The sequence below is a fragment of the Devosia albogilva genome (genome assembly GCF_042685625.1).
Classification (GTDB): Bacteria; Pseudomonadota; Alphaproteobacteria; order Rhizobiales; family Devosiaceae; genus Devosia; species Devosia albogilva.
In genome coordinates, this window is the sequence record NZ_JBHUNP010000001.1 from 3,557,410 (window position 1) to 3,577,802 (window position 20,393).

A 20,393-nucleotide genomic window follows, 5' to 3' on the forward strand; every position below is an offset into this window, starting at 1 on the left:
GCGCTACACCAACGCGGACGGCGACTATACCAGGTGACAGTGATACCGCTCGAAAGACCGAGCCGCCGCAGACCATCCGACCCATCATGGATCGGCTATTCGCGGCCGCAAGCCGGATGCTGCATTTGGCTAAAGCTTCCTGGCCGGCCGTATAGGCTGTGCGGCTTCGGACCTGTCCGAGCCTCCGTGTGCCATTCCGGCCTGCGGGGCTTTGCAGAACCCCGAAGGTTTGCCTCTATGTCGCTCTCACCCCGCCACCGCCGCGCCCTCGCGCACATGTCGTAGCGGTGGCGCCCCGAACATGCGGGCATACTCGCGCGAAAAGTGGGTGGGGCTTTCATATCCGACAGTGAACGCGGCGGTGGAAACTGAATGCCGCTCGGCTTGCATGAGGCGCCTTGCCTCGATCAGCCGCAGGCGCTTCTGGTATTGAAGTGGCGTCGTGCCGGTAATGGCCTTGAAGTGAAAATGAAAGGCCGAAACGCTCATTCCAACAGCGCTCGCCAGCTCTGCCACGACGAGCGGCCGGTCGAAACTGCTCCGGATCGCAACGATGGCATCGGCGATCTTCGAGGCGTGGCTGTCGGTCTGCGCCAGCGCTCGTAGCAGTGAGCCATGGTCGGCACAGAGCAGCCAATAGTGAATCTCGCGCAGGATCAGCGGGTAGAGCACCGGTCGCGCCGCGGGCTTCTCGGCCAGGGCGAACAGCCGTCCCATCGCATCGATGATTGCCTCGTCCGCCTCTGCTGCCGAGATCGCCGCGAGCTTACCGTCCTCCCGCCCGCCGCGGCCCGGCTCCAGCGACAATTCGCGGATCAGCCCCATATCGAGCTTGAGAGCCAGTGCAACATAGGGCGTCTCAACTGATGCCTCGACCACGCGAGCTTCAGTGGGCAGATCGATACCCACGATAACCGAATGGCCTCTGGGAAAATCGACCACTCGCTGCCCCTGCAGCGCCTGTTTTGCGCCCTGTAGCACGAGGCAGAAGATCGGCTCATAAAGCACCGGCGCCAATGCGGTCGCGCGCCTCTGGCGAGACACGTTCAATGCCGGGACATCCGACGCAGTCGGCGCCTCGCCGAACTCACGGTCGTCGGCGTAAGCGAGCACCTTGCGGGCGAGATCATCGAGTCCCATCCGATCCTCCGTAGAAAAAGGCACTGCATGGTTGCGCCCGACCGGTGCCGTCGCAATAGCGCGGTATCGGGTTTTGGAGAATTGGGCAGGTTCTTTCGAGGATGCGGCAGGCAAGGGAAGGGGAGCGGCGCTATCTCTCCGGTGAACGCACAAAGGAGAGCGATGTGAACATCACGGGCAACACCATCCTAGTCACCGGCGGCGGCAGTGGGATCGGGCGCGCCCTTGCCGAAGCGTTCCTCGCTAGAGGCAACACTGTCATCGTCACCGGCCGCAACCGCGACAAGCTCATCGACGTCGAAAGCGCCAGCCCCGGCATCCACACCTACCAACTCGACGTCGACGATCCAGAAGCGATAGGCGCTTTTTCGAGGCAGGTCGTCGTGGACTTCCCTGCGCTGAACGTCCTCGTCAACAACGCTGGCATCATGCGTCCGGAAACGGTCCAGGAGGGTTCCACGGCCACCGCCGAAGCGACCATCGTCACCAACCTTCTCGGCCCGATCCGCCTTACCACGGCACTCCTGCCGCACCTCCTGAGCAAACCCGAAGCGGCGGTTCTGACTGTATCTTCCGGCCTCGCCTTTCTGCCGCGCGCGGGTTTCCCCACCTATTGCGCGATGAAGGCGGCCATCCACTCCTACAGCCAGTCGCTGCGGTTCCAATTGCGCGGCACCCCAGTTCAGGTCATCGAACTGGCCCCGCCCTATGTGCAGACCGAGTTGACCGGTCCCCATCAGGCTATCGACGCCAACGCCATGCCGCTCGGCGAGTACATTTCCGAGACCATGACCCTGCTCGAAACCCGGGCCTACCGCCGAGGAAATCCTGGTCGAACGCGTGCACTTCCAGCGCTTTGCCGAAAGCGAGGGGCGCTATGCAGAGTCCTTCGCCCGCCTGAACCAATAAGCCTAGCCGGCGTCGGTAGATGAAGGAGATCCAAATGATCACGACGATCAAGATACCTCGGGCGGTCCCGGCGATCCTTGCCCTGACCCTGTTCAGTGTGCAGGCCGCTCCGGCTCAGGAAACCGAGCTTTTTCCCGGCGAAGTGACGGAGATCGTCTCCGGCCTGGACATGCCGTGGGGCCTAGCATTTCTCCCCGATGGCACGGCGCTGGTTTCCGAGCGGCGGTCCGCACGCATCTTGCGGATCGATCCTGAGACAGGGAGGGTTCAGGAATCGGGCGTTGTGCCGGATATGGAGTTCAGCGCTGAGGGAGGGCTGCTCGGGTTGGCGGTCTCGCCGACCTTCGAGGAAGACCGGACCGTGTTCGCCTACGTTTCGTCGCTTCCAACCAACCGCGTTGTTGCCCTGATCCTCAGCGAGCGGCTCGACTCGTTCGCATTCGATCGTGTTGTGCTCGACGGAATCGGTACGGCAAACCGCCACCACGGTGGCCGACTCCGGTTCGGACCGGACGGCCATCTGTGGATCGGTACCGGCGATGCGTTCGACCCGCCGCGCGCGCAGGACCGGACTTCGCTCAACGGAAAAGTCCTCCGCATCAATCCCGATGGTTCCGTCCCTGAAGACAACCCGTACGGCACATCCGTCTTCAGCATCGGCCATCGCAACGTCCAGGGACTCGACTTCGGGCCCGACGGCACGCTCTATGCGTCCGAATTGGGCTGGAATGACTGGGACGAACTCAACGTCGTGCAAGCCGGTGCCAACTACGGCTGGCCTATGTCGGAGGGCCCGGATGGCGAACTGGGCGTTCCACCCATCTACGCGCTGCGCCCCTCGGAAGCGTCGCCGTCCGGCATTGCATACGCTGGCGCAGCGATATGGATGGGCACACTGCACGGACAGCGCCTGTGGCGGCTGCCGGTGCGGAACGGCGAAGTGGCCGGTGAGCCGGAAGTCTATTTCAATGAGGAATACGGCAGGATGCGAGCAGTTGAGCTCGCACCGGACGGCTCACTCTGGATCGTCACTTCCAACACTGACGGGGCGACGCTTGGCGGAACGCCTCCCCGGGGCGGCGACGACCGAATCCTGAGACTTGAGCTGGTTCCCCGCTGACACGTCACGGGGCGGCGTTGCCGCCGCCCCCCGGTATTCGCCTTGCGGCCGGAAGGTACAGCCCTAGAAGGTGGCAGAATCATCATGGACCACGATGTCTTTTCCGCCCCATCGACTAGACTTTGGCCACGGCACGGTCGCTCTGGCCCTGGGCGGGCCTCAGCACCCTACGGCGGTTCGCCAGGTTCCTAAATCTAGCCTGCAGATTCCGGCACCCAGACCACCATTGTTCCTTGGCCGCGATTGGCCCACAGAAAGTACGGGATAGCGGTCACTACTGCTGTCTGTTCGGTGGGAGGAGTGGTTCGGTAGAGCTGCGTGAAATCAGATTCATCCACCGCTACTCCGTCGGCCGTAAGGGCAACGGCACCGTCGAAAATGTTGTATGGCTCAGCGTGAAGCTCCGCTTTCCGCGGTAACCTAAGACGCTGTACCCGGCCTCCCGGATTATCCACCTCTTCAAGGCAGTAGACGAGCGGGCCGCGCTTAAGGGCCACCCGTCCAGCATCCGCGATAGCCGCGGGATGTGCGTAGAGCCGCACCGGCGGCATTGGCAGGTTCAACCGGATGATGTCGCCCGGTCCCCAGATCCGCCGCACCGTAAGGTAGCCGCGCTCGGCTTGAGCAACGTCGAGGGAGCGACCGTTGACGGAAACACTGGCGCCGGTACACCAGCCGGGGATACGCAGCTTGACGTCGAACTCGGCGGGAGAGCGGGGGTCGACATGGATGGCAACCTCGCCGCGCCACGGGTAATCTGAGACCTCCCGAAGCGCCACTCTCGTGCCGCCGATTTCGACCTCGGTCGAGATGCCACCATAGAGATGGAAGGCGACTCCGTCTGCAGCGGTGGAGAGGAAGTAGCCGCTCACGGAGGCCACCAGCCGGCTGACATTCATGGTGCAGCACGGGCAGGTATGCCACTCCCAGCGGCTAGGGCGTCCGTCGCTCTCGAGTGGATTGGCGTAGAAGTAGTGCTCACCGTCGCGGCTGAGGCCGGACAGGGCACCGTTGAACATGGCCAGTTCGAGGATGTCACCATATTTGCCATCGAGGTCGAGATGCAGCATGCGCTGCGCCCAGAAGATCAAGGCAACCGAAGCGCAGGTCTCGGCGTAGGCGGTCTGATTGGGCAGGTCGTAGTCGTGGGTGAAGCCCTCGTTGTGGGCAGACGGCCCGAGCCCGGCGGTGACGTACATCTTGGTGTTCATGACGTCGTTCCACAGCACTTCACAGGCTCGCTTGAGGGAGGCGTCACCGAGTTCGGCCGCTAGGTCCGCCATCGCGGTGTAGAGGTACATGGCGCGCACGGCGTGACCGACTACCTTGTCCTGCTCCCGCACCGGCTTGTGGCTCTGCGAGTATTCGTAGTTCGGAAATGGGTAGCGCTGCTCGACCAGCCCTCGCGCCGCTCGGGCTTCGCGCTCCATGTCGAAATAGTGCGGCTGCTGACCGCGCTCGTCGACGAGATACGCGGCGAAGTCGAGGTGCCTGCGCTCTCCGGTAAGGTAGTAGAGCTTCATCAGCGCTAGCTCGATCTCCTCGTGGCCATCGTAGCCCCGTTTCTGCCCATCGCCGCGGCCGAACACCGAGTAGATGTGGTCGAGATAGCGCTCCATGATATCGAGGAAGCGCCGGCGGCCAGTGGCCTGGAAATAGGCAATGGCGCCTTCCAGCAGGTGACCCGCATTGTAGAATTCGTGATTGTCGCGCAGGTTGGTCCAACGGTTCTCCGGCTCGCGGCCGAGGTACCAGCAGTTGAGATAGCCGTCCGGCGCCTGGGCCATCTCGAGGTCGTCGATAGCGGCCTCGATCTTGTTCTCGATGTCGGGGTCTCGGCGGTGAGAGAGGGCGTAGCTCGCAGCCTCGATCCACTTACCGACGTCGCTGTCCCAGAACACCTGGACCGTGAAACCGTTTGATGCCCGGGGGAAACGCAGGGGTGGCGGCGGATCCGGCAACTTCAAAGAATCCAGGATGCCGTATTCGGCCAGCTTGCGATGCTGGCTGGGCACGGTGCGGGTCAGCACGGTCTCCAGACGCTCGCGCCAGAATTGGCCTTCGAGCTTCACGTGCGAAAAGGGGAGCGGAGCGTAGCGCGACATGGTGGTCCTAAAGCTTGCGGCCCGTGCTCGGGTCGAACAGGTGGATGTTGGTAGGCTCTATCTCGAGGCCCACGAGGTCGCCTGGCGCGAGCGGGGTCCGCTCGGACTGCACCACCTGCAGCGACCCGTCACGCGAGGTGAGATAAGTCGCCGAGCCAGTGGACTCGATGGTGCCGATTTCGACGTGGAATGCCGCTGCGGGCCCTTCCGCCACGCGCAGATGCTCCGGCCGCATGCCGGCCACCACCTTCTCTCCGGGGCTTGCCTGCCCAGCAATGGGCACGCTTCCGCCGGCCTCGAGGGCGATCGATCTGCCATCCTGCCCCACCGTCGCCGGCAAGAAGTTCATTGCCGGAGAGCCGATGAACCCGGCGACGAACTGGTTGACCGGGTGGTCGTAGAGGTCGAGCGGCCGGCCCTGCTGCTCGATGATGCCGTCGCGCATCACCACGACCCAGTCAGCCATCGTCATCGCTTCAATCTGGTCGTGCGTCACGTAGACCGACGTGGCGCCGAGGCGGTCGTGCAGGGCGCGTATTTCCTTGCGCATCTGAACCCTTAGCGCAGCGTCAAGGTTGGAGAGCGGCTCGTCGAACAGGAAAGCCTTGGGGTTGCGGATGATGGCCCGACCCATGGCCACCCGCTGGCGTTGCCCGCCCGAAAGCTGCCGCGGATAGCGGCCGAGCAGGTGGGAAAGTCCGGTGGTGGCCGCGACTTCGGCGGCCTTGGTCCTCGCCTCGGCCTTCTTCACGCCGTGCAAGCGTAGCGAGTAGGTGAGGTTCTGCTCGACGCTCATGTGGGGATAGAGCGCGTAGCTCTGGAACACCATGGCGATGTCGCGGTGCCGCGGCGGCACTCCGGTCATCGTCTGCCCGGCGATGCGCAACGTCCCGGACGTGATCGTCTCCAGCCCGGCGATTGAGCGCAACAATGTGGACTTGCCGCAGCCGGACGGGCCGACCAGCGCGACAAAGCTGCCCTTGTCGATCGTCAGCGTGATGTTCTTGAGAGCGTGGAAGGCCCCGTAGTGCTTATCAATGTCGATGAGCTCGATCTGCGGCGTCATTTCAGGGCTCCCGAGGTCAGTCCGGCGACGATGCGGCGCTGTAGCAGGACGAAGATTGCGAGGATCGGCGTCACGTAGATCGCCGAGTAGGCCATGATGGCGCTCCAGTCGGTGGTGTTGGGGCCGAGGAAGCCCGACAGTCCGACGCTGGCCGGCTGCAATGTCGGGCTCTGGATGATGGACTTCGAGTAGATGTACTCCCCGAACGAACTCATGAAGGTGAGGATGGCGCAGACCAGAATGCCGTTGCGCGCCAGCGGCAACACGATGCTGAAGAACGCCCCGATGCGCGAATTGCCGTCCACCAGCGCCGCCTCTTCCAGCTCGCGCGGTACACTCATGAAGGTGGCGCGCACCAGCACGACGAAGAACGGCATCGCCTTGGCGGCCGCCGCGAGCACCACGGCGGTGCGCGGATAGCCGAGCAGCCCTACCTGGTTGAAGCCGACGAACAGGGGCGTGACCATCACCGAGGCGGGTAGCACCTGCAGCATCAGCACGGCGAACAGACCCACATCGATCCACGGATTGCGGTAGCGGGCCAGCACATAGGCACAGCCGGTCCCGAGCAGGACCGTAATCGCCGTCACACCGGTCGCGATCACCAGCGAGTTCCACAGGAAGGTCGGCATGGTGCGCCGGGTCCATACCTCGGCGTAAATGCTCGGCTCAGGATTGCGTGGCCAGAAGGTCGGCGGGTTCGCGAAGATCTCCGAACTGCTCTTCAGACTGGTCACATACATCCAGTAGAGCGGGAATAGGTAGAGGGCGGCGAGCGCGAGAGCGAGGACCAGTAGCAGCCAGGGTGTGTAGGGCCGGGTCATCCGCGCACCTCATGACGCGTCGAGCGCACATAGAGGATCGAGGCAAACAGCACGAGCAGGAACATCATCACGGACACCGTCGCGCCCTTGGCGAAGTCGTAGAGCTGGAAGCTGAGCTGCCAGGACCAGAACCCCGCGACATTGGAGGTGTTGGCCGGCCCACCTTCCGTGAGGGCAGGGAAGAGATCGAACTGTTGAAGCGTGCCAATCAGCCCCAGAGACAGCACGGCGCCGATGGTGGACCGCATCATCGGCAAGGTGATGGTCCAAAAACGTTGGAGGGCATTGGCGCCATCGAGCTCGGCCGCCTCGTAGAGGTCGCGCGGAATGGCGGCGAGCCCCACCGACAGCAGCAGCATGTTGAATGCCAGACCCAGCCAGATATTGGCGATGATCACCGCCCAGATCGAGAAATTCGGGTCGGACTTCCAGAAGATGTTGGACTGGATGATGCCGAGCCCGCGCAGGATGACGTTGAGTACGCCGAAATCGCCGGCAAGTATCCAACTCCAGATGGCGCCCACCACCAGACCGGGCATGACCCACGATACGAGGAACAACCCGCGAATGGTCGCCGCCCCCGGAAAGCGCTGGGCAAAGAACAGCGCCAGCGAAAAGCCCAGGATAAACTGCCCGGCCATGGAGCCGAAGACGAACACCAGCGTATTGCGGAGGACCAGCCAGAACTCGGGCTGCTGCACCACCGCTACGTAGTTGTCGAAGCCGACGAACGGCCTCACCAGGGCGCCCAAGGTGAACATGTCCACCTGCTGGAAGCTCATCAGCACATTATAGACCAGCGGAGCGCCCGCCAGGGCCAGCAGGAAGATAAGCGCGGCGCCGACCAGCAGGATATCAAAGCCGACCCCGTCGCGCAGCGAACTCAACAATCGCGACACCATTGCCTCCTATGTGCGCGCGGCGTCGACCGGCCGGAGCATTGCCCCGGCCGGCCTCGTCGGGAGGGTTACTGCATGATGCCGTCTATGGTGGCTTGGGCCTGGTTCAGTGCGTCCATGGACGCCATCTGACCGGTCAGCGCTTGCTGCATGGCGTCATAGATGGCCTTGGAAATCTTCTGCCACTCCGGGTGCGGCCCACGTGGCTGCGCATATTGGAGCTGCTCTTGGAACACCTTGAGTGCGGCATCCTTCTTTTCGATGCCGGTTACGGGGAGCTCGATATCGTCGCGGGCGGGCAGGTTACCGAATTCGGGGAACAGGCGGTGCTCCTGGCTCACATAGTATTCGAGCAGGCGGAAGGCCTCGTCCGGATGCTGCGTGTTGGCCATGATGCCCCAGTTGAAGCCACCCAGTGCCGAGGAACGCTCGCCACCTTCGGTGATGGTGGGCAGGAGCGCCACACCCCAGTCGAACTGGGCATCCTCGACCATTCGGTCGATCTCCCAAGGCCCGGAAATAGCCATGGCGGCGTTGCCGGAGTTGAAAACGCCGGTAGAATCCCACTGGCCGAGGCTCAGCACGTCGCGCGACGCCCAACCGTTGTCGATCATCTGTTTCCACAGATCGAGCACCTGTGCGGCGCCTTCGGTGTTCACCTTGTCGGCATCGCCCCCGGACATCTGGATGATCGGCAGGAACTGAAACGTGCCTTCCTCGCCGGCGCGGGCGGAGAAGGTGATGCCATAGACCGAGTTCGCCGGGTCGGTGAGTTTCTCGGCATACTCCACCACCTGTTGCCAGGTGGTCGGCGGCTCCGTCAGCCCGGCCTTCGCGAACAGGTCCTTGTTGTAGAAGATGCCAATGGTGTCGGTATATTTCGGCAGCCCATAGAGCTTGCCATCCCACATCACCGAGTTGAGCGGCCCTTCGAAATACGCTTCGACATTGATGATGTCGGAGCCGCCGGCGCGATCGGTGATGTCCAGCATGGCGCCCCGAGACGAGAACAGAGCGAAATCCGGATTGTCGAAGGACACGATATCGGGCGCGTTCCCCGTAGCGAAGGCGCGCAACGTCTCATTCACCAGCTCATCGAAGGGGATATAACGGTACTCCACCACGATGTCGTCGTTGGCCTCGTCGAACTCCTTCGAGAAGGTATCGGCGATGCCAGGCCGGTCATTGCCGTCGATGGACCAGACCTTGAGCGTCACCTGCGCCTGCGCGGGACTTGCTGCGACCAATGCGCCAGCCGCAAGGCCAGCCAATAGACCAAGTTTGATGAACTGCACTATACCCTCCCTTGCGGCCACTGGCCGCGCTCCATGCCGCTCGGGTTCCTCTTCCCTTGCGGCGTTTCCTCGCTGCCACGGCCGCTGCAACGGCCGTGGCAGCACTCAAACTTCCCGCGTCACCTCTCCTGTTTGCTATTCGGCGGACTCACCGCCGCAGGATTGGCGCACCACGAGCTTGCATGGCAGCTTGCGGATTCCCGGTTCCACCGGCTCGCGCTTGGCAAGCTCGAGGATCAGTCGTCCGGCCTCGCGGCCAAGTTCCTTGAGATTCATGTCGACCGTCGTCAGCGGCGGGCGCGTCGCGGCGGCAACAATCTCCCAGTTGTCGAAGCCGATCACCGACACCTCGCGCGGCACGGAAACATCGCGTTCGCGCAGGGCGTCCACCACTCCGCGGGCAATCTGGTCGTTGCCGCAGAAGACGGCATCGGGGTAGGGTCCCTTCCCGCCCCAGAGCTGTGCGACAGCCTCATGCCCCCAAGCCTCGGACCAGGTGCCGTTGAGCACAGGCGCGTCCGCCCCTGCCACTTCCTGAAAGGCTGCCGCTCTTTCCACCACCGAGGCGAAGCTGGCGGGGCCGGTGATATGAGCCAGCCGTCGCCTTCCCGACTTCAGCAGCCGTTCGGTGGCCTCGCGGGCGCCCTGTCCATCGTCCGAAACCAGGGTCACAGCATCCTTGGGCCCCTGGGTGAAGGCATAGACCACCGGCACCGGCAGTTGTGAAAGGTCGACGGGAAGGCTGCGATCGACACGTTTACCGGTGGCGATGATGCCGTCGACTTGCTTATCCAGCATGGCATCCACATGCACCTTGCCCAAGGCGGGATCATCCTCGATGCCGCACAGGAACACCGAAACGCCCTCGTCCACCAACGCCTCGGATATGCCGGCCATCACCGGCAGGGTGAAGCGGCCATAGGTGTCATTGGTGAGCAGCCCAACCGTGAAGCTGCGCTGGCCGGTGAGGGCTCGCGCCATTGCGTTGGGACGAAATCCGAGTGCAGCCGCAGTATCCTTGACCCGGCGCCGGGTCTCCTCGGTCATGCGGCCAGTGTCGTTCAAGGCCTTGGAAGCCGTGGCGACGCTGACCCCGGCAACGCGCGCAACATCATAGATGCGGATGCGTTCTGCCTTGATCACGTCGCCGTACCTCACAAGGAAACCCTTTTCTCACGCAAAATAAAACGGTTTTTCATCGGTGCGCAACCTATTCAGCCGGCAATTGCGAGGTAGTCGCCACCCCGGCATGCTTTGAGGTAGTTGAGTGCCCGAACCTGTCCGGTCATCTCCAATGCGTCGCGATACACAGGGTCGTGCCAACCCTCGATATCGATGGAGCCGGACCAGCCGGCGAGGCGCAGTTCCGAGATCACGTCGGTCCAGTTGGTGTCGCCGAAGCCGGGCGTGCGCATGAACACGAAGGGGTGTTTGCCGAAGATGCCGTGTTCGCGGATCACGTCCCAGCGAACCGTTGCGTCCTTGCCGTGCACGTGGAAGATCCTGGAAGCCCATTTGCGGATCTGCGGCAGCGGGTCGATCAGGTAGACGAGCTGGTGACAGGGCTCCCACTCGAGCCCGATATTGTCGTCCGGCGTTTCGTTGAACATCAGCTCCCAAGCATCGGGATTGTGCGCGATGTTCCAATCCCCGGCCTGCCAGTTGCCGTCCATGGCGCAGTTTTCAAAGGCGATGCGCACGCCCTTGTCGCGGGCCCGCTTGGCGAGCTCCGACCAAACTTCGCGGTAGCGGGGCAGGCTCTCGGGGAGGGGGCGGCCGCGGATGCGGCCGGTGAAGCCCGCCACGCAGGTGGCGCCGAAATGGTGTGCGTTGTCTATGCAGTCCTGCCAGCCCTGCAATGTCTCACGGTCGAGTTCCTCCTGCTCGAGCGGGTTGCCGAACATGCCGATGGTCGAGATGGTGATGTCCCGGTCTCCGATGGACTCGCGGCACCGCTTGCCCAGCTCGGCCAGATCCTGCCCGTTGGTGGTCTGCCAGAAGAACGGCTCGAAGCTCTCGAAGCCGAGGTCAGCGATTTCGGCGATCCGTTCGGCAGCCCGGCCGGCGGTGGCGCTGATCATTGTGCCGATACGGATGGACTTGGCGGGATCGCTCACGGATGGGGTCCTCAGTTGGGGATGATTACACGCTGCCGGAAGCGAGCGCTTTCTATTGCGGCAAACACCATGGCGAGGCTCTTGATATTGTCGGGACCCGCCGTTTCGGGTTGCCGGCCCGTCTCGATGGCTTCGAGGAAGTCGGCGATGACACTGGCATGGCCATGCGTCTCGTCCGCCTCGAGCGGAAGAGGAACCTCAATGGGAGCAAGCTCGCGCAGGAAGCCGCTGTCGCCCGCCACGACGTTGGCGTCGAACTGGTCGGCGCCGTCCCACAACAATGTGCCCCGGCTGCCGGTTATGCGCCAACTACCCTCCCAGCTGGTGTTGGCGCCCTCGGCACACCAGGAACCCCGGAAGTTGAACACCACATCGTCGTCGAATTCGAAGATGGCGTTCGCCGCGGCTCCATGCCGGTACCAGGACCCGCGCGGATTGGTCTCTAGGCAGTAGACTGCCCGCGGCGCCTTGCCGGCCATGAAACGTGCGGCATCCAGCGTGTGGATGGCCATGTCCAGCAGAAGGACGTTGTCCATATCCTCCCGGAAGCCACCGAAATGGGCGCCGATGAAGAAGTCGCAGTTGAGGCTGGTGAGTTCGCCCAACGCACCGCTATCGAGCAGCCGGCGGATACGGCGTACTCCGGCAATGAAGCGCCGATTCTGGATGACGGCATGCAGCCGCCCCGCCGCCTTGGCCGCCGCCAGCAGGGTGCGGGCGGCTTCGAGGCTTGCCGCCATCGGTTTCTCGCTCAGCACGTGGCAGCCGTGCCGCAGGCCGGTGGTAACGACGTCCGCCCGCGCCGCGGGAGTGACAACGTCAAACATGAGGTCGGGCTTTGTCTGCGAGAGAACCTGGTCGAGGTTGTTGCCGACGATGGCTTCCGAAAGACCGAACTCGGCCGCTCGCTCACTGGCCATGGAAGTATCGAGATCCACCAGGCCGACGATCGCTACCCGTCCGCGAAGCAGGGGATGCTCGGCAAGGGCGGATAGCCATCCCCTGGACATGCTGCCACAGCCGGCAAGAACCGCGGTGAACACCTGGGCATACCTCCCTTGACCGTTCCCGAGCCATCTGGCGCAGCATCGTGAAACAGTCTCGTAAACGTTTACGACGCTATTCTTCGGACGGTGCGCGTGTCAATGGACAATCGTAAACGTTTTTGGCATGGCGCGACTCAGGGAGAACGGCAAGGCATGTCAGGGATCAGACGCCTCGCGCAGCAGCTCAATCTCTCCATTGGTACGGTGTCGCGCGCGCTGAACGGCAAGCCGGACGTCAACGAGGCAACCCGCCAGCGCGTGCTCGAGGCCGCCGCTGAAATCGGCTATGCGCCGAACCAGGCCGGGCGTGCGCTGCGCAGAGGATCGACGGGCGTCGTCGGCTTTATGATGCAGACCGGCTCGGAGATCACGGGTGAAGGAGACGTGTTCTTCATGAGTGTCTTCGACGGTGTGCAGACTGTGCTCGCCCGCCATCAACTGGATCTGGTGGTACTACTCTGCTCGTCCGAGCAGGACTCTGCCGAGTACATGAAGAGGATCGTCGCGCGTGGGATCGCCGATGCCCTCATCATCTCGGCCACCAAGCGGGTAGACCACCGCATCGATTTCCTGGCCAGCCGGAGCATTCCTTTCGTCGCGTTGGGCCGCTCCCAAAGCGACGCCGGTCACCCCTGGCTCGACCTTGATTTCGAAGGCATGGCCAGACAGGGCGTGTCGCGTCTGGTCGGCAGGGGCCATCGTCGCATCGCCGTATACGCTCCGCTCGACGACACCAATCTGGGCTTCGTCTTTATCGATGCCTATCGCGACGAACTGGCACGGCGCGGCATAGAGTTCGATCCAGCTCTCGTCTTTCGAGCTCACCCGAACGAGCGCGGTGGGCACGATATCGCCCATGCGATCGCAGGATTGCCAGCTGAAAGGCGCCCTACCGGCTTTATCTTCACGAATGAAATGATGGCTCTCGGGCTCTACAACGGGTTGTACGAGGTTGGCCTGGTGCCCGGTCGTGACATCGCATTGATTGGAAGGGACAGTCCGCAGACACACTTCCTCGTACCAAAGCTGACGTCTTTCACGCTATCGCTGCGCGATCTCGGCATCACCCTGGCGGAAAGTCTGCTCGCCACCATGCCCGGCTTCTCGGACATCTACCCTCGAGGGTTGGTGCGCAGCGTCATCCCCTTGAACCTGATCGAAGGTGACAGCGACAAGATGACGGTCGAGCGGACATAAAATCCCTCGGTCTGACGGTGCGCAGCGAGGCAGGGCGACAGCTTCGGAGATGTGCCGCCCAAGAGCCGGCCGACCGTCTACTTCCGGCTCTACACGCCAAGACGTCGTCAACAACCTTGATCGGTTCGCATGACCATCCGACTCGGCCACATCAGTCATCTGTTTCGCCGCGGCACCAGGCTGCGACTGCAGGTGGCGTCTTCCAACTTTCCGCGTTTAGACCGTAATCCGCAGTCTGGTTCGGCTCCCGAAACGGCCAGCATCGCGGATTTCACTGCGGCAACCCACACCATCCATGGTGGATCTGGCTGCACGTCACGGCTTGTCTTGCAGACCGTCCTGAGGCCCTTTCCGCAGATTCATGGGCCAACGTAACGGGTCTGTCTGACTTACGACGAGCAACCTGAATCCTTGTCGTCTTTGGCTTCTCTGCCTCGGCGACATCCCGCAGCGCCCGAGAATATCCTCCACCACCTCGTCCAGCGGCCGGGTGGCGCCGATGCGGAGGCCTCGGGCTGGTCGCGGCCAGTTCGATGCAACTCGCGGGTGAGGCGCGTTCTTCACGGTGGGCACCCCATTCGTCGACGCGCGTGTGCAGGCGCCGCTCAATGGTGGCCAATCGGCCTCGAGGAGAAACACGGCGTCGAACAGGTGCACGAACTTGGCGTATTGCGCGAGCCGCCGCAGAAGAAGGTAATGGGATGGCTCCGGTCGGCGATCAGCCGCCGCACAGCCTCGGGTTCCAGATGTGGTGGTCGTTGAGAAACCAGAGGTCGTCCGAGCGGCGCTCCGGCGGCAGTGGCTCGCCGGTCTCAGGATCGCCCTGGTAGGCGAGCACGCGATCGCCATGAACCACATGAAACCCCCGACGCTCGCGTTCGGTGGCAACCGACGTCTTGCCGGAGCCGGACACGCCTTCGATGAGGTAGTTGCGGTGGGCCACCGGCATCCCTCCAGCCGTCACCATCGGGCTTGACCCGAGGGTGTTTCACTTCAGAGTGCCGTCATGGGCGGCTTTGTCTATATCCTCGCCGACTTCAGGCGTGGACAGACCTATATCGGCGTGACCAACGACCTCCTCCGGCGCGTGTGTGAGCACCGCGAGGGGCTGGTTGAGGGCTACACCCGCCGCAAAAAGCATCAAGCGTCTGGTCTACTTCGAAGAGCACGACGACATTGCCGCGGTGGCAGCAACACCATGGTGACAGGTAGCAACGATGCCGACAATCCTTATTATGCTCCGTCGCGGCGACCCGGGTTTTGAACAGGGGATAGACGCGCGCGACACCCTAGGGCCGGAATGGCAGAAGAAGGTTCGAGACGGGATAAACAACTGCTTCTAGCATCCACGGAGGGGGTGCTGCTGCGTCTCTAGCGAGCCACGACAAATGAAAGGCGACGGGTGTAGTCCCGTCGCCTTTCCTCCCTATCGCACGAATTCAGTAGCCAGACGAGACCTTACCCCTCAGCTACACCCCGTCGTCGTCCCGCACGTGTCGCACTTCAGGCACGTGCCATTCCGGACCATGGTGAAGTTGTGGCACTCGGTGCACTGGTCGCCGGTGTAGCCTTTCATCTGGGCTTCGGCGCGGAGCAGGCCGGTGTCCTTCTGGGTCGGCGGATTGGGCAGGGGCGACAATTCGGCCGTGTTGAGCGCGGTGGCAGCGGGCTCGATCTTGAGGGCGGTGGCGCCCGAGCGCAGGGCGGTCACTGCGCTCGCGGTGCTGGCCTGGGGCGCGAAGCGGGCAGCTTCGGCCGTGGGAACCAGCATCAGCGAGGCGTTGGCCGTCTTGCCGCGGGTCATGCCGCGGGAGACAAAGCGCTCGGCGGGCACCGGGGCAGGGGCCGGCGCGTTCCGCGCGCCCTGCTCTTCGGCGACGCCCTTGCCGAGCGAAGTCGGTGAGTCCGGATTGACGTGGGCGAGGTCGTTCCGGTCGAGATAGGAGACGGCCAACTCGCGGAACACGTAGTCGAGGATCGACGTCGCGTTCTTGATCCGGTCGTTGCCCATGACCATGCCGGCCGGCTCGAAGCGGGTGAAGGTGAAGGCCTCCACATATTCGTCGAGCGGCACGCCATATTGCAGGCCCAGCGAGATGGCGATGGCGAAGTTGTTCATCATCGCGCGGAAGGCAGCGCCTTCCTTGTGCATGTCGATGAAGATCTCGCCCAGGCGCCCGTCATCGTATTCGCCGGTGCGGACATAGACCTTGTGGCCGCCCACGATCGCCTTCTGGGTGTAGCCCTTGCGGCGATCCGGCATCTTCTCGCGCTCGCGGATGCGCTCGACGATCTTTTCCACCACCACTTCGGTGCGGGCGGCAGCGGGCAGGGCGGCGATGTTCTCGACCACCTCGTCCTCATCCTCGTCCTCGTCGGCCAGCAGCGAGGAGTTGAGCGGCTGGGAGAGCTTGGAGCCGTCGCGATAGAGGGCGTTGGCCTTGAGGGCCAGGCGCCAGCTCATCATGTAGGCTTCCTTGGCGTCCTCAACGGTCGCGTCGTTCGGCATGTTGATGGTCTTGGAAATCGCGCCCGAGATGAAGGGCTGGGCTGCAGCCATCATCAGGATGTGGGACTCGACCGAGAGGTACCGCTTGCCGATCTTGCCGCACGGGGTGGCGCAGTCGAAGACGGGCAGGTGCTCGTCCTTGAGGTGCGGGGCACCTTCGAGGGTCATGGCGCCGCAGACATGGATGTTGGCGGCCTCGATGTCCTTCTTCGAGAAGCCGAGGAAGCTCAGCAGGTCGAAGCTCGGGTCGGCGAGCTGCTCGTCGGTGACGCCGAGCGACTTCAGGAAATCAACGCCCAGCGTCCACTGGTTGAACACGAACTTGATGTCGAAGGCCGACTTCATGCCGGCGTTCAGCGCCTCGATCCTGTCGTCCGAAAAGCCCTTGGCGCGCAGTGTCGACGGGTTGATGCCGGGGGCCTGGTTCAGGTTGCCGTGGCCGACGGCATAGGCCTCCATCTCGGCGATCTGCGATTCCGAGTAGCCGAGGGTGCGCAGGGCCGGGGGCACGGCGCGGTTGATGATCTTGAAGTAGCCGCCGCCGGCGAGCTTCTTGAACTTCACCAGGGCAAAGTCGGGCTCGATACCGGTGGTGTCGCAGTCCATGACGAGGCCAATCGTGCCGGTGGGCGCGATCACCGAGACCTGGGCATTGCGGTAGCCGTGCTTCTTGCCGAGCTTGAGGGCTTCGTCCCACACCGCCTTGGCGCGCTCGGAGAGAGCGGCGTCCTTGAGGTTGGCATGGTCGAGCGCGACCGGCAGGATGGAGAGGCCCTCATAGCCCTCGGCATTGCCATGGGCGGCGTTGCGATGGTTGCGGATGACGCGGAGCATGTGCTCGGCGTTGCGCTTGTAGTCCTGGAAGGGGCCGAGCTCCTTGGCCATCTCAGCCGAGGTAGCATAGCTGACGCCGGTCATGATGGCGGTGACGGCACCGGCAATGGCGCGGCCTTCGGCCGAGTCATAGGGAATGCCGGAGGTCATCAGGAGGCCACCGATATTGGCGTAGCCGATGCCGAGGGTGCGGTAGACAAAGCTGCGCTCGGCAATGGCGCGCGAGGGGAACTGCGCCATCATCACCGAGATCTCGAGGACCACGGTCCACAGGCGCACGGTGTGCTCATAGGCGGCGGTGTCGAAGCTGCCGTCCCCGTTGCGGTAGGGCAGCAGGTTCACCGAAGCGAGGTTACAGGCGGTGTCGTCGAGGAACATGTATTCCGAGCAGGGATTGCTCGCGACGATCGGACCAGCCTCGGGGGAGGTGTGCCACTCATTGATGGTGGTGTGGTACTGGATGCCCGGATCGGCCGAGGCCCAGGCGGCGTAACCGATCTGTTCCCAGAGGTCGCGGGCCTTCAGCGTCTTGACCACACGGCCGTCCTGGCGGGCGGTCAGGTTCCACTCGCCGTCATTCTCGACGGCCTTGAGGAAGTCGTCGGTGACGCGGACCGAGTTGTTGGAGTTCTGGCCGGAAACGGTCAGATAGGCTTCGCTGTCCCAGTCGGTGTCGTAAACCGGGAACTCGATGTCGGTATAGCCTTGCTTGGCGAACTGGATGACGCGGTAGATGTAGTTCTCCGGCACCAGCGCCTTCTTGGCGGCGCGCACTTCGCGCTTCAGCGCCGGGTTCATGGCAACGTCGAAGCAGTCGTCGCCTGAGCCTTCGCAGTTCACGCAGGCCTTGAGGATGGCCTTGAGGTGCCTGGAGACGGTCTTGGAGCCGGTGACGAGCGCGGCCACCTTCTGCTCTTCCTTGACCTTCCAGTTGATGTAGTCCTCGACATCGGGGTGATCGATATCGAGCACCACCATCTTGGCGGCGCGGCGGGTGGTGCCGCCCGACTTGATGGCGCCGGCAGCGCGGTCGCCGATCTTGAGGAAGCTCATCAGGCCCGACGACTTGCCGCCGCCCGACAGCCGCTCGCCCTCGCCGCGGAGCTTGGAGAAGTTGGTGCCGGTACCCGAACCGTACTTGAACAGGCGCGCCTCACGCACCCACAGGTCCATGATGCCGTTCTCGTTGACGAGGTCGTCGTCGACGGACTGGATGAAGCAGGCATGCGGCTGCGGGTGCTCATAGGCACTCTGCGACTGCACCAGCTGATGGGTGAACGGGTCGACATAGAAGTGGCCCTGGCCGGGGCCGTCGATGCCATAGGCCCAGTGCAGGCCGGTGTTGAACCACTGCGGCGAATTCGGCGCCACGCGCTGGGTGGCGAGCATGTAGGCGAGCTCGTCCCGGAAGGTGAGGGCGTCTTCCTCGCTGTCGAAATACCTGCCCTTCCAGCCCCAATAGGTCCAGGTACCGGCGAGACGGTCGAACACCTGGCGGGAATCGGTCTCTGAGCCAAAGCGCTCGCCCTCGGGGAGCTTGGCCAATGCCTTCTCGTCCGGCACCGAGCGCCACAGCCAGGACGGCACGTCGTTTTCCTCGACCTTGCGGAGGACCTTGGCGACGCCGGCCTTGCGGAAATACTTCTGCGCGATGATGTCGGTGGCCACCTGCGACCAGGTCGCGGGCACGGCCATGTCTTCCAGCCGGAAGACGACCTTGCCATCGGGATTGCGGATCTCGCTCGTGGCCGAGCGGAATTCGATCCCGGCATAGCGGTCCTGACCGGCAGTGGTGAAGCGACGTTCGATGCGCATGGGAAGGGTCTCGACTAGGTAGAATACGGTGTTGCTCTACCATCGCTCCGATTCCGTCTGACACACAAGGGCTGGTGCCAAAGACCCGGATCGAGGGCTACCCATAGTAGATGGGAGCTGTTTCTGTGCATTCAAGCCCAAGCGCTTGAGCCATAATGCAATTTGGCGGAATAACCATGTGGAAACCATTCCACGCGGTCGGCGCCCACGAGGCAGGGCAGCGGCCGGGAATCGGCAGGAATCCTAGTCAACCGGATTTGTTGCGTCGGCTTTGTGACGAGCCGTGGATTATCCACAAGAGCTAGTCGGTAGCGCGGAGGCCACGGCGCTGCCCCAGCACCACCCATAGTGCCAGCGGCATCATTGCGACACCCGCCCAGCCATAGGCGGGCAGGATGCCGATGCGGTCGGCGATCCAGGCGAACAGGAGGGTAGCAGCGATGCCGCCGACATTCTCCGCCATCACCAGCGCCGAAGTGGTGGTGGCACGGCTGCGACCCTCCATCACTCGCTGGAACCGCGCCTCGGCCAGCACCGTCACCGGCGCAATCACCACATAGGCCGCGCACAGCAGCAGCACGAACCAGGGGTTGGCGCCGATCGATGCGAGCACCAGCAGAATCCCGCCTGCGAGCGGCAGCCCCCAGGCAAGCCAAGGCCTGCCCGCCAGCCGGTGGGCATGGACGCTGGCGAGCGCATACACGCCCTCGATCCCGGCACCGAGAATGCCCCAGGCCCAGACCGGCACGGACGCCGCGAGGTAGTAGAGCTGGTCGAACTCCTCCAGCAGTTCGAACACGATCAGTCCGGCCGCCATATAGACGGTGACGAAGCGCAGATCCGGGTGCTGCCGGAATTCGCGCGCCGCATGCACGAAATGCGACAGGTAATTGCCGGCGTCGGCGTCTTCCTCCCGGTGCGCCCGGTCCCGCGCGTCCTGCAACACCAGCGCCAGTACGGCCGCAACAAGCAGCGGCGGGATCGACAGCCAGATGGCCCAGTCGAAGCTCCACGCCGCGACGAACCCGCCGAGCAAGGTCCCGAAACCGATGCCCAGCCCCTCCGCCGCATTGGCGCGGCCCAGCACCTTATCGAAGTCCCCGCTGCGCCCGTCTGCCTCCATCCGCTCGTACAGCAGCGCCTCGCTCGAGCCGGAATAAAGCGCCTGCCCAAGACTCCAGAACAGGAAACCGAGGCCGTACAGCCAGAAATTGCCCGCGGCCACGGCCCAGCAGACAAAGGTCAGCGCTTTGGCCAGCGGCGCCGCAACCAGCAATACGCGACGATCGAAATGATCGGAGAGGGCGCCCGAAGGCATCTCCAGCACGATGGCGCTGGCCGACCAGAAGGCGAGGAGCACGCCGATCTCGCTGACCGACAGCCCTTCGAGCTCGAACAGCGCCGTATAGATCGCGTAGGCCAGCATAAAGTCGAACAGGAAGCGGTAGGCGTAGTAGACGCCGAGGAAGCGCCGCAGGTCGGAGCCGGAAGTGCTGGACATCGGCCGCTCCATGTTT

The 20,393-nt window shown here is 63.5% G+C and carries 15 protein-coding genes and 2 pseudogenes; 5 read left to right on the top strand and 12 right to left on the bottom strand.

Going from position 1 to position 20,393, the window contains the following annotated elements:
* Positions 1-246 precede the first annotated feature (246 nt).
* The gene (locus ACFSX5_RS17820; protein ID WP_386835235.1) at positions 247-1,140 is read right to left on the bottom strand and encodes an AraC family transcriptional regulator; all 894 of its coding nucleotides are present in this window, start codon (positions 1,138-1,140) and stop codon (positions 247-249) included.
* 164 nt (positions 1,141-1,304) lie between these two features.
* On the opposite strand from ACFSX5_RS17820, the pseudogene ACFSX5_RS17825 reads away from it, so the two are divergent.
* Positions 1,305-2,049: pseudogene (locus ACFSX5_RS17825) on the top strand (SDR family oxidoreductase).
* A 34-nt stretch (positions 2,050-2,083) separates the two neighbouring features.
* Positions 2,084-3,169, top strand: coding sequence for a PQQ-dependent sugar dehydrogenase (locus ACFSX5_RS17830; protein WP_386835236.1), 1,086 nt, complete (start codon positions 2,084-2,086; stop codon positions 3,167-3,169).
* A 194-nt stretch (positions 3,170-3,363) separates the two neighbouring features.
* Here ACFSX5_RS17830 and ACFSX5_RS17835 read toward each other — a convergent pair whose 3' ends face one another.
* The 8 genes from ACFSX5_RS17835 to ACFSX5_RS17870 all read right to left on the bottom strand — a co-directional run bounded on the left by ACFSX5_RS17835 (position 3,364) and on the right by ACFSX5_RS17870 (position 12,518).
* Entirely contained in the window at positions 3,364-5,274 is a 1,911-nt protein-coding gene (locus ACFSX5_RS17835; protein WP_386835237.1) for a glycoside hydrolase family 127 protein, read from the bottom strand.
* Positions 5,275-5,281: 7 nt separating this feature from the next.
* Positions 5,282-6,340: an ABC transporter ATP-binding protein gene (locus ACFSX5_RS17840; RefSeq protein ID WP_386835238.1), complete on the bottom strand. Its 1,059-nt coding sequence runs from the start codon at positions 6,338-6,340 to the stop codon at positions 5,282-5,284.
* The gene (locus tag ACFSX5_RS17845) at positions 6,337-7,164 is read right to left on the bottom strand and encodes a carbohydrate ABC transporter permease (protein ID WP_386835240.1); all 828 of its coding nucleotides are present in this window, start codon (positions 7,162-7,164) and stop codon (positions 6,337-6,339) included. Before ACFSX5_RS17845 ends, ACFSX5_RS17840 begins: the two co-directional genes overlap by 4 nt.
* Positions 7,161-8,063: a carbohydrate ABC transporter permease gene (locus ACFSX5_RS17850; protein WP_386835242.1), complete on the bottom strand. Its 903-nt coding sequence runs from the start codon at positions 8,061-8,063 to the stop codon at positions 7,161-7,163. The genes ACFSX5_RS17845 and ACFSX5_RS17850 overlap by 4 nt, the downstream gene beginning before the upstream one ends.
* Before the next feature lie 68 nt (positions 8,064-8,131).
* Positions 8,132-9,361, bottom strand: a complete 1,230-nt coding sequence (locus ACFSX5_RS17855; protein WP_386835684.1) for an ABC transporter substrate-binding protein — start codon at positions 9,359-9,361, stop codon at positions 8,132-8,134.
* A 132-nt stretch (positions 9,362-9,493) separates the two neighbouring features.
* The gene (locus ACFSX5_RS17860; RefSeq protein WP_386835244.1) at positions 9,494-10,501 is read right to left on the bottom strand and encodes a LacI family DNA-binding transcriptional regulator; all 1,008 of its coding nucleotides are present in this window, start codon (positions 10,499-10,501) and stop codon (positions 9,494-9,496) included.
* Between the two features lie 71 nt (positions 10,502-10,572).
* Positions 10,573-11,475: a sugar phosphate isomerase/epimerase family protein gene (locus tag ACFSX5_RS17865; protein WP_386835245.1), complete on the bottom strand. Its 903-nt coding sequence runs from the start codon at positions 11,473-11,475 to the stop codon at positions 10,573-10,575.
* Positions 11,476-11,486: 11 nt separating this feature from the next.
* Positions 11,487-12,518 carry a Gfo/Idh/MocA family protein gene (locus ACFSX5_RS17870; RefSeq protein WP_386835247.1) on the bottom strand — a complete coding sequence of 344 codons (1,032 nt, stop codon included), beginning with the start codon at positions 12,516-12,518 and terminating at the stop codon, positions 11,487-11,489.
* A 156-nt stretch (positions 12,519-12,674) separates the two neighbouring features.
* Here ACFSX5_RS17870 and ACFSX5_RS17875 point away from each other — a divergent pair, with 156 nt between their 5' ends.
* The gene (locus ACFSX5_RS17875; protein ID WP_386835685.1) at positions 12,675-13,718 is read left to right on the top strand and encodes a LacI family DNA-binding transcriptional regulator; all 1,044 of its coding nucleotides are present in this window, start codon (positions 12,675-12,677) and stop codon (positions 13,716-13,718) included.
* Positions 13,719-13,847: 129 nt separating this feature from the next.
* Positions 13,848-14,093 (top strand): CocE/NonD family hydrolase C-terminal non-catalytic domain-containing protein, encoded by a 246-nt coding sequence (locus ACFSX5_RS17880; protein WP_386835249.1) that lies wholly within the window; start codon positions 13,848-13,850, stop codon positions 14,091-14,093.
* A 69-nt stretch (positions 14,094-14,162) separates the two neighbouring features.
* Here the strand turns inward: ACFSX5_RS17880 and ACFSX5_RS17885 are convergent.
* A pseudogene (locus ACFSX5_RS17885) lies at positions 14,163-14,661 on the bottom strand (nucleoside kinase); the annotation flags it as partial.
* 63 nt (positions 14,662-14,724) lie between these two features.
* Between ACFSX5_RS17885 and ACFSX5_RS17890 the strand changes: the two are divergent.
* On the top strand, positions 14,725-14,982 hold the full coding sequence (locus ACFSX5_RS17890) for a GIY-YIG nuclease family protein (protein WP_386835251.1): 258 nt from the start codon (positions 14,725-14,727) through the stop codon (positions 14,980-14,982).
* 201 nt (positions 14,983-15,183) lie between these two features.
* Here ACFSX5_RS17890 and ACFSX5_RS17895 read toward each other — a convergent pair whose 3' ends face one another.
* Together ACFSX5_RS17895 and ACFSX5_RS17900 are read right to left on the bottom strand one after the other, a co-directional pair.
* Complete coding sequence (locus ACFSX5_RS17895) at positions 15,184-18,876, bottom strand: vitamin B12-dependent ribonucleotide reductase (protein ID WP_386835253.1); 3,693 nt, start codon at positions 18,874-18,876, stop codon at positions 15,184-15,186.
* A gap of 301 nt (positions 18,877-19,177) precedes the next feature.
* Complete coding sequence (locus ACFSX5_RS17900; protein WP_386835255.1) at positions 19,178-20,377, bottom strand: MFS transporter; 1,200 nt, start codon at positions 20,375-20,377, stop codon at positions 19,178-19,180.
* Positions 20,378-20,393 lie beyond the last annotated feature (16 nt).

What these genes read in the sequence shown, in the direction of transcription:
- ACFSX5_RS17820 (WP_386835235.1), bottom strand. Translation starts at nt 1,140, where the DNA reads ATGGGACTCGATGATCTCGCCCGCAAGGTGCTCGCTTACGCCGACGAC.
- ACFSX5_RS17830 (WP_386835236.1), top strand. Translation starts at nt 2,084, where the DNA reads ATGATCACGACGATCAAGATACCTCGGGCGGTCCCGGCGATCCTTGCC.
- ACFSX5_RS17835 (WP_386835237.1), bottom strand. Translation starts at nt 5,274, where the DNA reads ATGTCGCGCTACGCTCCGCTCCCCTTTTCGCACGTGAAGCTCGAAGGC.
- ACFSX5_RS17840 (WP_386835238.1), bottom strand. Translation starts at nt 6,340, where the DNA reads ATGACGCCGCAGATCGAGCTCATCGACATTGATAAGCACTACGGGGCC.
- ACFSX5_RS17845 (WP_386835240.1), bottom strand. Translation starts at nt 7,164, where the DNA reads ATGACCCGGCCCTACACACCCTGGCTGCTACTGGTCCTCGCTCTCGCG.
- ACFSX5_RS17875 (WP_386835685.1), top strand. Translation starts at nt 12,675, where the DNA reads ATGTCAGGGATCAGACGCCTCGCGCAGCAGCTCAATCTCTCCATTGGT.
- ACFSX5_RS17880 (WP_386835249.1), top strand. Translation starts at nt 13,848, where the DNA reads ATGACCATCCGACTCGGCCACATCAGTCATCTGTTTCGCCGCGGCACC.
- ACFSX5_RS17890 (WP_386835251.1), top strand. Translation starts at nt 14,725, where the DNA reads ATGGGCGGCTTTGTCTATATCCTCGCCGACTTCAGGCGTGGACAGACC.
- ACFSX5_RS17895 (WP_386835253.1), bottom strand. Translation starts at nt 18,876, where the DNA reads ATGCGCATCGAACGTCGCTTCACCACTGCCGGTCAGGACCGCTATGCC.
- ACFSX5_RS17900 (WP_386835255.1), bottom strand. Translation starts at nt 20,377, where the DNA reads ATGTCCAGCACTTCCGGCTCCGACCTGCGGCGCTTCCTCGGCGTCTAC.